We start from the raw sequence: 13075 nt of genomic DNA on the forward strand, positions 1-13075 counted from the left end.
GCCGGTCGACGGTCAGCGAGCCGGTTTTGCTTCCAGCACGCTCAGGCCGTCGGCCGCGCCGGTCGCGACGACACGTCGCAGGTGCCAGCCGGCGCGGGCCAGCAGCAGCTCGAACTCGGCGGCGGTCCGTTCCCGCGCGCCGAGCAGCATCAGCATGTGCAGGTCCATCCGGATCGCGGCGGGCTGCTCCCGCGCGAACCGCGGAAGAACGATGTCGACGACGAGCAGCCGGCCGTCGTCCGGAACCGACCGGCGGCACGTGGTGAGGATCCGGACGGCGTGCTCGTCGTCCCAGTCGTGCAGGACGCGGGAGAGCAGGTACGTGTCCGCACCGGACGGCACCGCCGTGAAGAAGTCCCCGCCCTCGAACCGGCACCGCTCGGCCAGGCCGGTGGCGGTCAGCCGCTCCCGCGCCTGCTCGGCCACCGCGGGCCGGTCGAACAGCACCGCGGTGACGTGCGGCGCGGCGCCGAGGACGGCGGCCAGCACGATGCCGCGTCCGCCGCCGACGTCGACCAGCCGGCGCACGCCCGCGAAGTCGTACGCGGCGACGACGTGGTCGGCCTCGCGCACCGCGCGCCCGGCCATCGAGTCCTGGAACGCCGACCCGTCGGCGGGGTGACGGTCCAGGTGGTCGAAGAAGCGTGCGCCGTAGGCGTGCTCGAACGCGGTCCCTCCGGATCGGACGGCGTCCAGCAGGCCCGCGACGGCCCGGAAGTACAGCCCGCCCCGGACGACGGCCGGGCCCCGCAGCGAACCCGGGCCCTCGCGCAGCAGGGCCCCGAGGTCGGTGAGCGCGAAACCGCCCTCGCCGTCCTCGGTGACCACTCCCTCGACCGCGAGCCCACGCAGCACCCTGGCCAGCGCCCCCGGGTTCGCGCCCACCTGTCCCGCGAGGTCGTCAGCGGTGCGGGGCCCGTCGGCGAGCGCGTCCGCGAGGCCCAGCTCGGCCGCCACGAACAGCAGCTGCGTCGTCAGGTACCCGTCCATCAGACGGGCCAGCTGCAACTCCGCGGCGCTGCGGTCCATGGCGGCCATTGTCCGCCTGCGCGGGCCCGCGCAGGCGGAATCCGGGCCGCAGATCCACCGCCCGGCAGACCCGCAGCCCGGCAGACCCGACCCGGCAGACCCGCCGCCCGGCAGACCCGACCCGGCAGACCCGCAGCCCGGCAGACCCGCCGCCCGGCAGACCCGGCCCGGCGGACCCGCGGTCGGTACGGTCAGCGCGCGGCCAGGCCCCGCTCGATCGCCTCGATGATCCGCGGCCGCAGCTCGGCCGCGCTGATGATCGCGTCCACCGAGCCGACATCCACGGCCCGCTGGATGCTGTGCACCCGGTCGAACTCGGCCGCGACCTCACCGAGCTTCTCCGCCCGCACGCCGGCCTGCACCTCGGCGAGCCGCGCGTTGAGCGCCGCCCGCTCGGCCCCGACCGCCGCCGAGATCTGCGCCTGCAGCTCGGCCACCCGCGGGTCGGTCGCGGTGCGGTTGTTCACCTCGCCGGAGAACACCACGGCCGCGGCCGGGGCGCCGCCGAGCACCGAGGCGAACGAGCCCTCCAGCGCCAGCACGGTCATGTTCGGGTTCAAGGCCTTGGAGAACACCACGAACGCGCCGCCGTGGTAACGCGAGATCACGCAGAACACGATCGGCCCGTCGAAGTTGACGATCGCCCGCCCGATCTCCGCGCCGTACTCCAGCTGGAGCTTGCGCATCGACTCCGGCGACCCGTCGAACCCGGACAGGTTCGCGAGCACGACCACCGGCCGGTTGCCGGACGCGGCGTTGATCGCCCGCGCGGTCTTCTTCGACGACCGCGGGAACAGCGTGCCCGCGGTGTAGGTGTCCGGGCCGTCGGTGGGCGGGAAGCCCCGCCGCGGGACCGACCGGGACTCGATGCCGATCAGGCAGACCGGATGGCCGCCGATGTGCGCGTCCTGCACCGCTGACGTCTCCGCGTCGGCCATCCCGGCCCACCGCTCCAGCACCGGGTGGTCCTGGTCGGAGACCGCGCGCATCACCGTGCGGATGTCGAACGGCTTCTTCCGGTCCGGGTTGTGCGCGGCCGAGAAGATCTCGCCGACCGTCGTGAAGTCGCTGCCGACGATCGCGTGCGGGAAGTCGGAGACGTCGCGGTCGGCCGGGTCGACGGTGCTCGCCTGCCGCGGCCCCTTCTCCCCCGGGACGACGTACGTGTGGTCGTAGTGCTTCATCAGGACGTCCCGGGCGGCGGGCAGGTTCGGAGCCCAGTACTGCGCCTGGCCGTTCGGGCCCATCACCCGGTCGTAGCCGCCGATGCCGAAGTTGTCCTCGGCGGAGACGCCCCCGGAGAAGTCCAGCGACTGCTTGCCGGTGAGCACCATCGCCGAGTCCGGCGTCATCACGAGGATGCCCTTGGTGTGCATGAGCATCGTCGCCTCGGCGTTCCAATACGGCTGGGCGCCGACCGTGATCCCGGCGACGACGATGTTGATCTCGCCGCCGTCCTGGGTGAATTCGACGATCCGCTTGAGCGCGGCCGCGACCCAGTCCATGTTCTCGGTGCCCGAGGTCATCGAGATCCGCGCACCGGCGGACAGCGCGAACCACTCCAGCGGCACCCGCAGGCGCTCGGCGAGGTCGAGCGCGGCGATCACCCGGGCGCACTCCGGCTCCGACAGCGCGCCGAGCGCCTTCGTCGGGTCGCCGAGCAGGACCACCCGGGTGACGCCCTCGGGGTGCCGCTCGGTCGGCGTCGTGACGACACCGGCGACGATCGCCGCGGTGTTCTTGCCCTTCGGGCGGTCGACCGGAACGAGCAGGCCGTCCTCGTTCAGGTCGTGCTCGACGAAGTGACCGAGCAGGCTGGTCAGCTCGTACGGATAGACGGTTCCGCGCCGGGCGGCGCGCAGCACCTTCTGCCGGTAGTCGTCCAGCGGCCGCAGCGGCTCGGTGGGCGGCTCGCCGATCTCCAGGCGGACGCCGCCGCCCGGGTGCAGGCCGATCCGTACCGAGACCTCGGCCAAGTCGCCGGCGGAGGTGCGTTCCCGGCCGACGAACTGCACCTCTTCGAGGCCCGCGCCGGTCGTCGTCGGCAGGACGCGCTGGACCAGCGCCTCCAGCTCGTCGGTGGACAGCTCGGTCGGCGGCCAGACGTAGAGCATGATGCGGTTGGTGTCGAAGCGCTTGTTCTCACGCCGCTGCGCCTGCACCGTGCGGATCGCGTCCAGGCCTGCGGTGACCGCGTCCTCGACGGCGGGCAGCGCGACCAGCCGGCCGTCCGCCTCGCGCAGCGGCGTCAGGTCGCGGACCTGGCCCATCGCGATCAGCCGCTCGTCCGCCGGGTTGCTGCGAGCGACGGCCTTGAACAGGTAGATCTCCTCGTCCGCCGAGGGCAGACGGGTCAGGTCGAACTCCCGGAGCCGGTGCAGCTGCAGGCGCTGGGCGACCTGCGGGTGCAGCCCGCGGATCAGCCGGTCCTCGGCGAAGCCGACCTCGCCGGGGCGGAACGTGAAGTGGTGGTGCATGCGGGTGCCGGCCACCGTGATCGTGATCCGGCGGACGCCGACCGGCAGCGGCTGCTCGGCGAGGAACCGTCCGAGCCGCTCCGCCATCTCGTCCACGTCCGGCTGCTCGTCGTCCCACGTCAGATACGCGTCGGCGACCAGCCCGTACGGGGGCACGTCGGCGGCGAGCGTCCGGACCGCGCCGATCGCGGCCGAGAGGTGGGCGACGTCGACCGCGGTGGCGACCACGCGGGTGACGCCGTTCGGGTCGGTGCGCGCGGCGGTCACGAACCGGCAGCCGTCGGCGTCGAGCGCGGTGATGCCGTTCAGCCCACGGTTGCCGTAGTACCGGCGGGTCAGCACCTCCAGCAGCGGCGCGTGGTCCCGCCCCGGCCTGCCGATGCGCTGGCCGATCAGCCGGACCAGCGGCTCGGCGCAGGCCACCATCGCCTGGATCCGCTCGGCGCGGTCCGGGGCGTCCGGGTGGTGGTCGAGGTACCGCAGGTCGTCGCGCACCGCCGCGTAGGCCTCGGCGCGGTTGCGGCGCAGCATCGGCTGCGCGAACCAGCGGAAGACCACACCGCGGGCCAGGTCGGACACCGCCGGGTACCGCACCTGCGTCGCCTCGATCAGGTGCTCGAGGACGAGCCCGGCGCGCTCGCGCAGTGCCTCGACCGGCGGCGGTCCGGCCAGCCACCGGCGCAGCAGCTCGGTGACGATCGCGACGTCGCTGCTGGTCCGCTGCTGGGCCAGGAAGATCCGGAAGACCGCGGACTCCAGTTCGGGCGTCCGGTCGAGGTCGGTGATGCCGTAGTGGGCGAGCGCCTTGGTCAGCTTGGCCTGGAAGCTCTCGGTGACGCCGGCGCGCTCGAGGTCCAGGCTCTGCAGGTAGCTGTGGAAGAACTCGCGCGGGCTGTGCACCGGGCTACCGGGCTCGACGTCCAGCTCGCCGCGCGGCTTGTTGCGGCTGAGCTCGGAGAGGTCGGCGAACACCGTGAGCAGGTCCAGTTCGCCCGGGAGCGGCCGGTCGTCGTCCTCGGCGCGAGCGGACAGGTACTCCGACAGCGTCCGCTTGGGGTCGTTGGGGTCGACGTCGAAGCCGAGCAGCAGGCCGCGCAGGTCGTGCAGGCCGCGCGCGACGCGGTCGGCCGGCGCGAGCGCCGCGGCGCTCGCGGGCAGGTCGAGCTCGACCGTCCCGGTCTCCGCCTCGGCCTCCGCGACGTCGCCGTCGGCCAGCGGCTCCAGCCGCAGCAGCGGCGATCCGGTCCCGACCTGGCTGCCGACCGAGACCGGGCACTCCCGGACGCGGGCGCGGAACGGCGCGCGCAGCACGGTCTCCATCTTCATGCTCTCCAGGACGAGGATCGGCGCGCCGGACGCGACCTCGTCACCGACGGACACCGGCGTGGCCACGACCAGCGCGGGAGCCGGGGATCGGACCACGCCGCCCTCGTCGCGGCTGATCCGGTGCGTGACGCCGTCGACCTCGACCAGGTGGATCGGCCCGTGCGTGGCCGAGACCAGCCGGAACCGGCGGCCGTTGACGAGGATCTGACCGCTGTGGGCGTCGAACCGCTCCACTTCGACGTCGACCGCGGCGTCACCGCCGTCGAACGCGACCCGGAAGCGGGCCTCGCCGAGCCGGGCCACGGTCACCCGGTAGCCGACGCCGCGCAGCTTGAGATCCAGCGGGCGGCCCGCGTCGTGCTGCACCTGGGGCCGTCCGCCGTGGGCGGTGGCCAGCAGCTGCTGGCGGCTGACCGCCTCCTGCTCCCGGTAGGCCTCGATTGCTGCCGCGGCCAGCGCGAGCGCAGAGTGCCGGTGGCTGACCAGGCGTCCTTCCGCGCGGACCCGGTCGATCCAGCCGGTGTCGGCGGTCGCGTCGATCACCTCGGGCTGGTCGAGCAGGTCGAGCACGAAGCTCTTGTTCGTCGCGCCGCCCTCGATGATCACGGTCGTGTCGGCCATCGCGCGGCGCAGCCGGCCCAGCGCCTGCTCGCGGTCGCGTCCGTACGCGATGATCTTGGCGATCATCGAGTCGAAGTCGGCCGGGATCGTGTCGCCCTCGCTGACGCCGGTGTCCACCCGGATGCCGGGGCCGGTGGGGAGCACCAGGCGCGCGATCCGCCCCGGCGCGGGTGCGAAGTCCCGGTCGGGGTCCTCGGCGTTGAGCCGCGCCTCGACCGCGTGGCCGACCTCGGCGGGCCGGACGTCGTCCAGCGAACCACCGCCCGCCACGTGCAGCTGCAGCCGGACCAGGTCCGTGCCGGTCGTGATCTCGGTGATCGGGTGCTCGACCTGCAGCCGGGTGTTGACCTCGAGGAACGCGAACAGCTTCTCGCCGGGGTGGTAGAGGAACTCCACCGTGCAGGCGCCGCAGTAGCCGACCGCGACCGCGAGCCGCTCGGCCGACGCCTTGAGCTCGGCGGTCTGCTCGGGGTCCAGCACTGGCGACGCAGACTCCTCGATGATCTTCTGGTTGCGCCGCTGCACCGAGCAGTCCCGGACGCCGAGCGCGAGCGCGGTGCCCTGCCCGTCGGCGATGACCTGCACCTCGACGTGCCGGGCGCCGGTGACCAGGCGCTCCAGGAACACCACGCCGGAGCCGAACGCGCGGAGCGCCTCCTGGCTGGTGCGCTCGTAGGCGTCGGCCAGTTCGTCGCCGGAGGCGACCTTGCGGATGCCGCGACCGCCGCCGCCCGCGGTCGCCTTGAGCATCAGCGGGTAGCCGATCTCGTCGCCGGCGCGCAGCGCCTCCTCCAGCGTCGCGACCTCACCGCGGCTCCACGGCGCGACCGGGACGCCGACCTTCTCGGCGAGCAGCTTGGCACCGATCTTGTCACCGAGCGTGCGCATCGCCTCGGCGCTGGGCCCGACGAACGTGACGCCGATCCGCTCGCACAGCTGTGCGAACGCCGGGTCCTCCGCGACGAAGCCCCAGCCCACCCAGGCCGCGTCGGCACCGGTCTCGACCAGCGCCTTCTCCAGGACCGCGTGGTCGAGGTACGGGCGCGCCGACGCGGGGCCCAGCGGGTAGGCCAGGTCCGCCTCGCGCACGAACGTCGCGGTGCGGTCGGCGTCGGTGTAGAGCGCGACCGTCTCGATCCGCACCCCGGTCTCGGCCGACAGGTCCCGGACGGCGTGGATCAGCCGCATCGCGGCCTCTCCACGGTTGACGATCGCGACACGACTGAACACCGGCTGCGCCTCCCATTGGCCATACGCGTCGCGCGACGTCCGAGCTCGGGCGTCGCGCGTATCTGACCTCTACCTTGCTCGATTCGGACCGGAGCACCAAGGTTCTGGACTACGCATGCCGACCGGGTTGTGTTGTAGGAATCCTCCAAAAGTTCACGGCCGACCAGGCTCAGCACCGACTCGGCGGATAGGCAGCCGCCAACCACCCATAAGGGATATATTGGCTAGTATTGGATGATTGCGCTCGTGGGCGATCCCGGCATTGGAGCGTTCCGTGGCGGTAGACGAGGTCACCGGGAGTGAACTGGCCAGACGGATCTCGGCGGTCACCTGGGCACGCCGCTTGTCGCCGGTACTCCCCATGCCGATCGACGCCCTGCTGCGACTCGCCGCCGTGCTGATGGACGCGCCGATGGCGATGATGACGCTGGCGACCGAGCGCGACGAGGAATACGTCCTGCTGACCCACGGCCTGCCCGCGGCCGTCTCTCCGGACACCACCGCGTTCCGGGGAACCACGATGACCGGGGTGGTCCTCGCCGCCGACCACCCGATCCGGTGTCCGGACCTCCGGGCCGACACCGCCCTCTGCGACCACCCGCTCCTCACCGCCAGCGGAGCGCGCGCGCTACTGGCGGTGCCGCTGCGCGACGCCACCGACACCCCCGTCGGTGCGCTGTGCGTGCTGGACGTCGCGGCCCGGGAGTGGTCGGACGGTCAGCTCTCGACACTCATCGAGATCGCCCACCTGCTCGGGCCGCTCCCGCTGGACGAGGTCGGTGCGGCGACGACCGCGCTGGCGGCGCTGGAGAGCGCGTCCGTACTCGACGGCATCCTCGAGGCGTTCGTGGCGTGCACCGGCTCGGGGTTCGTCGTCGGATGGAACCACGCGGCCGAGGAGATGTTCGGCTGGACCGCGGAGGAGACGCACGGCCGCCACGTGGACGACCTCGGGCCACCGCTGTACGAGGGACGGACCGCGACCGAGATGCTGCCGGTGATCCTGAGCGATCCCGACGCCTGGCGCGCGCCCCGGCTGGTCAGCGTCCGGCACCGCTCCGGCCGGCGGTTCCCGGTGCGGCTGCGCTTGATGGTCGTCCAGAGCCCCGCCGGTGCCCTGGTCTGTACGTTCGCCACCGACGCCACCGCGCAGGTCGACGCCGAGCGGCACGCCGCGAGGGAGGGCCGGTTCAGCGCCGCGCTGGTCGAGAGCATGCAGGCCGGGGTGGCCGCCTGCGACCAGGACGGCCGGTTGCTGCTCGTCAACCGCGCGCTCCGGGAGATCCACGGCGTCCCGCCGGACAAGGAACCCATCGACCTCCGGACCGCCAAGGGAACGGAGATCGAGAACCTGTTCCACCCCGACGGGCGCCGGATGCAGATACCGGACACGCCGCTGCTCCGCGCCCTGGAGGGCGAGACCGTGACCGGCGCGCAGGTCATGGTGCGGCTTCCGGAGGGCCAGCCGCGTTACCTCGAGGCCAACGCCCGGCCGGTCGAGGCCGAGGACGGCCTGCGGCTCGGCGCGGTGGTGGTGCTCCAGGACGTCACCGACCGACGCCGCGCGGAACGGTTCCGCGAGTGCGAGCTACGGGTGGCCCAGGCGCTGGCGGTGGCCACCTCGGCGCAGGACGTCGGGCCGGCCCTGACCGCCGCCGTCGCCGGTGCGCTGGGCTGGCCGCACGTCCAGCTCTGGCTGGTCGACGAGGTGGCCGACATCCTGCGTTCGGCCGGGCGCTGGACCCGCCCGGGGCTGGACATGGACGAATTCCTTCCGCAGGAGATCGCGCGCGGCTGGGGGTTCACCGGCCTGGTCTGGGAAACCGGGCGGCCGCTGTGGATCCCGGACCTCCTCAACCCGCCGGTGCCCGTCACCCCGGACGTCAGGGCGCGGTTGCGCAGCGCCGCCGCCGCGGGGCTGCGCGCGGCGCTCGTGATACCGGTCAACAGCGGGCGGACCACGATCGGCGTCCTGACGTGCAACGCCAACCACCGGGAGGAGGACGCGGAGTCGCTGATCGACCTGCTCACCGGCATCGCCGCCCAGGTCGGGCACTTCATCGAGCGCCGCCGCGCCGACGACCTGGCGCTGGAGCTGGCCCGCACCAAGGACGACTTCCTCGCGCTGGTCGGCCACGAGATGCGAACGCCGCTCACGTCGATCGCCAGTTACGCCGAGCTCCTCGCGGGCGGCGCCGACGCGTGGCCGGAGTCCGACCGTCAACTGCTGGACGTGATCACCCGCAACACCGGGGTTCTCCGCGCGATCATTGACGACCTGCTGGACCTGACCGCGCTGGAGTCCGGGTCGCTCACGATCCACCCGGAGCCGCTGGATCTAGTCACGGTGATCACCGACTCGCTGACCGCCGTCTCACCGGCCGCCGCGAACAACGCGGTGACGCTCCGCACGGACCTGCCGGACCACCTGCCGCTCACCGGCGACCCGCACCGGCTCCGGCAGATCGCCGACAACCTGCTGACCAACGCCGTCAAGTACAGCCCGGACGGCGGCAACGTCTACGTAGGTCTGGCCGGCGACGCGGGGGCCGCCGAGTTCACGGTCCGCGACGAGGGGATCGGCATTCCCAGCGAGGAGCTGCACCAGCTCTTCCGCCGGTTCTACCGGGCCAGCACCGCCCGTCACCGCGGGATCCCCGGCACCGGCCTGGGCTTGAGCATCACCAGGGCGCTGACCGAGGCCCACGGCGGCACGATCACCGTCACCGCACCACCGTCCGGCGGCACCACGGTGTCCGTCCGTCTCCCGCTCAAGTCAATGCAATCCTAGACGTCATATCTTTGCCTCCGATATATTGCGAGACATGCCGCCGCTTCGCGAACCCACGTTCCTGATCCTGACCGCGCTCGCCCTCCGGCCGCTGCACGGCTACGGGCTGATCACCGAGGTCTCCGAGTTGTCCGACGGCCGGGTCACGCTCCGGCCCGGCACCCTGTACGGCGCGCTCGACCGGCTCGTCGACGACCGCCTGGTCGAGGCCGACCACGAGGAGGTCGTGGACGGACGGCTGCGCCGCTACTACCGGCTGACGACGCCGGGCGTCGAGGCGCTCGCGGCGGAGACCGAACGGCTGCAGCGCAACGTCGAGGCGGCGTCGACCCGGCTGCGCACCCGCGGCTGGTCCCCCGCCGCGCGTCCGGCCACCGGCGGTGCGGTGTGAGCACCGTCCTGGAACGCCGCTACCGGCGCCTGCTGCGGGCCTACCCCGCCGCGTACCGGGGCCTCCCCTGGCGCTGCTCGCGGCCGACGATGTGCGGAGCCTCGTGGTCAACCTGCAGAGTCCGCCCGGTTCCCGCTGGGTCGAGCCGTCGCTGGTGGCCGGGCTGTCGGTCGTGTTGGCGGTCAGCGTCCTGGTGCTCGCGGTGATGCTCTCCGGGCGCCGCGCCCGGCGTCCTCAGGGGTGATCACCGGGGTCAGCCACCGAAGGTGGATGCTCGGGCCATGGGTTCTGCGATGGCCGCACTCGGAGTGGCGGCGACGTTCGTCTGGTTCGGCATGGTTCTGGCAATTTCGTTTCTCGAGGCGCCGCTGAAGTTCCGGGCACCGGGTGTGACGGTCCCGATCGGCCTGGGCATCGGCCGCCTGGTGTTCCGCGCGCTGAACGTCGCCGAGGTCGTGCTCGGCGCGGCGGTCGTCGTCGCGGTGGCGACGGCGGCGGAGTACGGGGCCTCCGCCACCGTCGCGTCGGTGGTCGCACTGGCCGCGCTGGCCGTGCAGCTGATCGTGGTGCGGCCGTGGCTGTCGAAGCGCACCGCGCGGGTCCTCGCCGGGGACACCGAGGGCCCGCGCTCCCGCGCGCACCTCGGGTACGTCGCCTTGGAGGTGGTGAAGGCGGTCGCGCTGCTGGTCGCCGGCGTGGCCCTGGTCACCGGCTAACTGGCTACTCCGAAGCCGCCGCCGACCACGAGCGTCGCGCCGGTGACGAACGTGGCGTCCGGCGACCCGAGGAACGCCACCGCACCGGCGATCTCCTCGGGCGTCGCGAACCGCCCGAGCGGCACCTGCGCGACGATGTCGTCCTTCAACGCCTGCAACTGGCCGGCGGGCAGCCCGAGCTTCTCCAGCGCCGGGGTGTCGACCGGACCGGGAGCCACCACGTTGACCCGGATGCCGCGGGGCGCGAGCTCCACGGCCAGCGCCCGGGCGAGCGCGATCTGCGCACCCTTCGTTCCGCTGTAGACCGACATCGTCGGCATCGCCTTGTCGGCGATGATCGAGCTGGTGAAGACCACCGCGCTGCCGCGCGCGAGCGACGGCAGCAGCTCGCGGACGAGAAAGAAGTGCCCTTTGACGTTGGTCGCGAAGTGCGCGTCGAAGCTCACCTCGCCGACCTCCTCGAACAGCGCCGCCTGTTCGAGGGCGGCGTTGAGCAGTACCAGCCGGAGCGTGCCGACATGGTCCCGGACGTGGGCCGCGACCCGCGCGGCGTCGGTCAGCGACGCGGCGTCGGCCGAGAACACGGTGACGCCGTCCGGCAGCGCGCGGCGGGCGGCCTCCAGCGTCCGCGGATTCCGGCCGGTCACCACGACCCGGTAGCCCCGGGTGTGCAGGAGCCGCGCGGTCGCCATCCCGATGCCCGAGGTGCCACCGGTGATCAACGCCGCCGGGGACGAGTTCGAACCCATCTCGCTGTGCTCCTTCCGGTTGACGATGAACGGCGGCGTCACGCGACACGCATCCCGCCGTCGACGGCGATCTCGGCGCCGGTGACGAACGACGCCGCCGGTGAGGCGAGGAACGCGACGACCTGCGCGACCTCGTCCGCGGCACCGACCCGCCCGAGCGGCACGTACCGCTGGGTCTCGGCCCGCCACCCGGCCAACGCGTCGTCGGTCAGGCCGAGCTTCGTCATCGCCGGGGTCTCGATCGGCCCCGGCGAGACCGCGTTGACGCGAATTCCGCGGCCGGCCAGCTCGACCGAGAGCGCGCGCATGATCGACAGCAGCGCGCCCTTCGTGGCGCTGTATACCGACCAGTTCGGCACCGGCCGGAACGCGCCGAGCGCGGCGTTGAACACGACCGAACTCCCGGCGCCCAGCAGCGGCAGGAGCTTCTGCAGCAGGAAGTACTGCCCCTTGACGTTGACCGCGAAATGTTCGTCGTAGAGGGCCTCGTCCACCGCGTCGATCGGCCGCATCACACCAATCCCGGCGTTGAGGAACACCACGTCGACGCGGCCGAGCTGACGGGTCACGACGTTCACGACGCTGTCGGCGTCCGCGAGGGACCCGGCATCGGCGCTCAGCACGATCGCGTCGTCGGGTAGGGCACGGATCGCAGCGGCCAGCGAGCGCGGGTTCCGGCCGGTCACCACCACCGTGTGGCTCTTGGCCAGCAGGGACGCGGTGGCCAGGCCGATACCGGACGTCCCTCCGGTGATCAGCGCGACCGGCCGGGACGTCGGTGCGGTCATTCCGCGTCCCCTCGGCCGGCGGACGACGTGGACACGGCGCGCCAGGCGCCGCGCTCGGCGGCAGCCCGCGCGAACGCGGCGAACGACGTCGGCTGCCGTCCGGTCACCGACGTGACCTCGCCGGTCAGCACCGTCAGGCCGCCGGTCGCCTGGTGGTGCGCGTAGTCCTCGGGCGCACCGGCGGCGCGGAGCAACGACCGGACGCCGTCGGGGTCGGCCTCGGCGTGGTGGACCGGCCGGCCGACGGCCCGGCTGATCACCTGCGCGATCTCAGGCGGCGTCAACGCCTCGGGTCCGGTGAGCGAATAGCCCTTCCCGGCGTGGCCGTCCTCGGTGAGCGCGGCGGCCGCCACCGTGGCGACGTCGTCGGCCGACACGTACCCGACCCGGGCGGAGCCGCCGGGCAGGACGAACTCGTCGCGTTCGGCGATGGCCAGGCGTGCCCCGTCCCAGTGCGGCTCGGAGAAGTTCTCCATGAGCGGGGCCGGGCGGAGGATCGTGTTCGGGATGCTGCTCTCCTCGACCATCCACTCGACGCGCCGCATCGGGGCGGTGGCGTCTCCACGGTCGACGCCGAGCGCGGTGAGCAGCACGATCCGCCGCACCCCGGCCGCTGCGGCCACCCGCAGCAGCGTGCCGACGTAGCCGGTGGGATCCACGACGAACGGCGGCAGCACCAGGTAGAGGCCACGGATGCCGGCCAGTGCGGGTCGGTAGGTGTGGACGTTGCGCCACTCGAAGCGCACCGGTTCGGCGCCGTCCGGAGCGCTGCCGCCCCGGACGCCCGCCCGGACCGGAACGCCTCGGGCGACGAGCTGCGCCACCACGCGCCGACCGGTCTTCCCGGTAGCGCCGGTGACGAGCACGGGTGAGGTCATGCGAGTCTCCACTCTGGTCTCGGCGTTTCTCCTTTGCGAACGTAGGTGGCTGATTCGAGACGAGCTATGACAGAAAAGT

General features: G+C 72.9%; 9 protein-coding genes. 4 read left to right on the top strand and 5 right to left on the bottom strand.

Translation table 11 applies throughout. The annotated features are described in order from the left end of the window. Positions 1 to 12: 12 nt before the first annotated feature. Positions 13 to 1029: a methyltransferase gene (locus BUB75_RS43100; protein WP_073266575.1), complete on the bottom strand. Its 1017-nt coding sequence runs from the start codon at positions 1027 to 1029 to the stop codon at positions 13 to 15. 191 nt (positions 1030 to 1220) lie between these two features. Beyond that, positions 1221 to 6683, bottom strand: a complete 5463-nt coding sequence (locus tag BUB75_RS43105) for an ATP-binding protein (protein ID WP_073266534.1) — start codon at positions 6681 to 6683, stop codon at positions 1221 to 1223. A 274-nt stretch (positions 6684 to 6957) separates the two neighbouring features. On the opposite strand from BUB75_RS43105, the gene BUB75_RS43115 reads away from it, so the two are divergent. From BUB75_RS43115 to BUB75_RS43125, 4 genes are all read left to right on the top strand, one after another. Continuing rightward, a complete protein-coding gene (locus tag BUB75_RS43115; protein ID WP_143175800.1) occupies positions 6958 to 9474 on the top strand; it encodes an ATP-binding protein in 2517 nt (838 codons plus the stop codon). A gap of 34 nt (positions 9475 to 9508) precedes the next feature. Then, positions 9509 to 9865, top strand: coding sequence for a PadR family transcriptional regulator (locus tag BUB75_RS43120; RefSeq protein ID WP_073266536.1), 357 nt, complete (start codon positions 9509 to 9511; stop codon positions 9863 to 9865). Positions 9866 to 9968: 103 nt separating this feature from the next. Next, positions 9969 to 10109 (top strand): hypothetical protein, encoded by a 141-nt coding sequence (locus tag BUB75_RS46880; protein WP_178380132.1) that lies wholly within the window; start codon positions 9969 to 9971, stop codon positions 10107 to 10109. A gap of 37 nt (positions 10110 to 10146) precedes the next feature. Beyond that, complete coding sequence (locus tag BUB75_RS43125; protein ID WP_218618125.1) at positions 10147 to 10581, top strand: hypothetical protein; 435 nt, start codon at positions 10147 to 10149, stop codon at positions 10579 to 10581. On the opposite strand, the gene BUB75_RS43130 is transcribed toward BUB75_RS43125, so the two are convergent. Genes BUB75_RS43130 through BUB75_RS43140 form a run of 3 tightly spaced genes read right to left on the bottom strand, consistent with a single transcriptional unit; the run spans position 10578 to position 12996 of the window. Continuing rightward, complete coding sequence (locus tag BUB75_RS43130) at positions 10578 to 11372, bottom strand: SDR family oxidoreductase (protein ID WP_218618126.1); 795 nt, start codon at positions 11370 to 11372, stop codon at positions 10578 to 10580. The two genes, BUB75_RS43125 and BUB75_RS43130, sit on opposite strands and share 4 nt — an antisense overlap. After that, positions 11369 to 12118, bottom strand: a complete 750-nt coding sequence (locus BUB75_RS43135) for an SDR family oxidoreductase (RefSeq protein WP_073266541.1) — start codon at positions 12116 to 12118, stop codon at positions 11369 to 11371. The genes BUB75_RS43130 and BUB75_RS43135 overlap by 4 nt, the downstream gene beginning before the upstream one ends. After that, complete coding sequence (locus tag BUB75_RS43140) at positions 12115 to 12996, bottom strand: NAD(P)H-binding protein (RefSeq protein ID WP_073266543.1); 882 nt, start codon at positions 12994 to 12996, stop codon at positions 12115 to 12117. Before BUB75_RS43140 ends, BUB75_RS43135 begins: the two co-directional genes overlap by 4 nt. Between the last annotated feature and the right edge of the window lie 79 nt (positions 12997 to 13075).

This window comes from Cryptosporangium aurantiacum, assembly GCF_900143005.1.
GTDB classification, from domain to species: domain Bacteria; phylum Actinomycetota; class Actinomycetes; order Mycobacteriales; family Cryptosporangiaceae; genus Cryptosporangium; species Cryptosporangium aurantiacum.